The sequence below is a fragment of the Enterococcus sp. ZJ1622 genome (genome assembly GCF_011038845.1).
Lineage (GTDB): Bacteria > Bacillota > Bacilli > Lactobacillales > Enterococcaceae > Enterococcus_B.
On the sequence record NZ_JAAKDW010000037.1, the window covers coordinates 1 to 2564 of the forward strand.

A 2564-nucleotide genomic window follows, 5' to 3' on the forward strand; every position below is an offset into this window, starting at 1 on the left:
TTATTACCACGAATATTCCTTTGTCTCAATGGGCTGAAACCTTTCAAGATAAAAAATTAACAAATGCACTAATCGATCGATTAGTGCACCACGCTAAGATTATTCAAATTACTGGAAAGTCTTATCGGATTAAAGATTATAAAGAAAAAAGTTGTCGTATAAGTAACCTTGTTATTTATGGACCAAAAACCTACATTTTCGGTGGCCAAAAAACGACATTTTTGAATGGCCATTGACATTTTTTTACAAAAAAATCTAGGACCGACAGAAAATTCTATCAGTCCTAGAAATTATAGAGCCAATTTTATTTGACACAAACTATAAATATTTAATCGCTAAGAAAACCGTTCAAAATAATTATGGGATTTTCTTAGCTCTTATTTTAAAACGAAGTGTTCATAAAATCGTAACTTACGAAAAATATTTACCGATCATGAATGAAATTGAGCGTGCTACGATGCTTCAAAAAATTAAATTAGAACAAACGTACAAAGAAGAAGTACGCCAATTTAAATTTGCTGAAAAGAAATTACTGGTTTCAGATAATCTACGTCCTGATTTAACCAAAGAAAAGATAGTATCTGTGGCGAAAAATCAAGAGAAGCAGAGGGAACGACTTATAGAGGGCTATAAGCATATGAAAATAAATTAAATAGATTGATCGATGTTCAGGAAATTTTGCAAGAACTAGATAGAAATGGATTATTTGAACTTAGTGGTTATCGTTTGATTGATAGAGAAGAAAAGCTAACGGACAAGATCGAGAAGTATGAAAAAGATAAGAAGAAGGAACATGAATTATAAATAACTGGAAACACTATATATTCCGAAAAGTGAATATATCTCTTCATAAAATATTTAATATATTTAAAAAATTCAATTATCCTTTTTAGTCGAGATAAAGTTCTTCATTCTATGATATAATGTTATTGTAGTAAGTTTATGACGGTAGCTACTCAGGGGGTGATGCCTATGTGCATTTTCCTACTTCGTAGAAGGGAGTAGCACTTTTTGTCTGTTGCTGAAGCAATTGGTTTAATGATTCAATTTGGATCATTCGTCCTTGCTTTAGTCGGCATTATGCTGACAATTAGCAAAAACAACAAAAAATAAACCCGTCATAACTTTTGACTGGATTGACGGGTTTATTTAACCTATAAAATACTAGCCACTGTCTTAAACAGGCTACACTTTAGGGGCTATGTTTGCGCATAGCTCCTTATTTACTTATAGTATACCGTAGATAGAGAAAAAAGAAAAGGAATAAAGGCTAGTTTTGAGAAAAGCTAGCCTTTATTTTTTATTATTGTCTTTAGACCTAGTTGAGCTCGCAAAGCGAGTAAAACATAAAACCACCTGCTATGCGGGTGGGGAATAAATGGTTCTACCAAAAAGCCCTTCAAATCGTTAAAATATGATTGTTCAGGTCATATTGATAACGAAAGGAAGGGATAAGAAATGGCTACTAAAGCAAATAGTTTAGCCCATACAAAGTGGTTATGTAAATATAAGGGGGTGGAAATATTAGAAGGACCTATGATGCCAGATCACGTTCATCTGTTATTGAGTATTCCACCAAAAATGAGTGTGTCCAGTTTTATGGGCTATCTAAAAGGAAAAAGTGCGTTAATGATTTTTGACAAACATGTGAATTTAAAATATAAGTTTGGGAATCGACATTTTTGGGCAGAAGGCTATTATGTAAGTACAGTGGGACTGAATGAAGCGACAGATCCAGAACTTAACCAATTGAATGCTATGGTTGAGGGGAAATTGGAAAGAAGAAAAATGGCAGTGCCGAAAAGTGGCTTTGCTTATTTTCATTATGGAAATAAGAGCTATTTAGGTGGCTTAGAAGCTTTCTGTGCCCCCTATGAAGTACAAAAGACAAAACGATTTAAACGGACGGGTGCTGTAAACTTCTTAACTCCTTCAGGAGCAAAAGCAGTAAATCAGGGAGATTATGTTTTAAAGCTAACGGAAAAAATTTTGTGGTATTAGACGAAGCAGCGTTCAATGAGTTATTTGTGACAAAATGGTTCTTCATTTAATAAGTTGAGGACTGTCTTTCCTCCTGGTAAAAGTGGTCGGTAACACATAATCAGAATAAATCACGAAAAAGTTTATCTTTTAGTGTCACAAATTCTAATTTTATCCGACATATCTATATGTGACTAAAAATAGAAACTGATTACCAGTTGCTTCTAAATGTTACTATGGTAACATTAAAGATGAAGAAAAGATGATCTTCTTCAAAAATATTGTTCCTTCCAAGAAACAGTACACAAATCAGAAAAAGCAGGTCACTCACTAAGAGGATCTGCTCAGACTGTAGACAAACTCCTAAATTTGGAGTGTTGTTTGCAGTTTTTTTGTTTTATACTCATTGTATAAACTATTCTGGGAGTGATTCTAATGATGAGAAAACAACCGATTGAAGGTAGAAATCAATTTGCTATGTTAACAATTGGTGATCTTGTACCTAAAGATCACTTAGTTCGAAAGATTGATGCAGCGATTCAGTTTGATTTCATTTATCCCATTGTAGAATCTACGTATTCAAC

Annotated in this window: 2 protein-coding genes and 3 pseudogenes; all 5 read left to right on the forward strand. The window is 33.3% G+C overall.

Annotated elements, in window-relative coordinates:
- A pseudogene (locus G7Y42_RS15220) lies at positions 1–149 on the forward strand (ATP-binding protein); the annotation flags it as partial.
- 308 nt (positions 150–457) lie between these two features.
- On the forward strand, positions 458–652 hold the full coding sequence (locus G7Y42_RS15110; protein WP_241161973.1) for a hypothetical protein: 195 nt from the start codon (positions 458–460) through the stop codon (positions 650–652).
- 359 nt (positions 653–1011) lie between these two features.
- Entirely contained in the window at positions 1012–1113 is a 102-nt protein-coding gene (locus tag G7Y42_RS15115) for a putative holin-like toxin (RefSeq protein WP_143351974.1), read from the forward strand.
- Between the two features lie 345 nt (positions 1114–1458).
- Positions 1459–1725, forward strand: a pseudogene (tnpA, locus tag G7Y42_RS14755) (IS200/IS605 family transposase); the annotation flags it as partial.
- A 693-nt stretch (positions 1726–2418) separates the two neighbouring features.
- Positions 2419–2564 (forward strand): annotated as a pseudogene (locus tag G7Y42_RS14760) (IS5/IS1182 family transposase); the annotation flags it as partial.

What these genes read in the sequence shown, in the direction of transcription:
- G7Y42_RS15110 (WP_241161973.1), top strand. Translation starts at nt 458, where the DNA reads ATGCTTCAAAAAATTAAATTAGAACAAACGTACAAAGAAGAAGTACGC.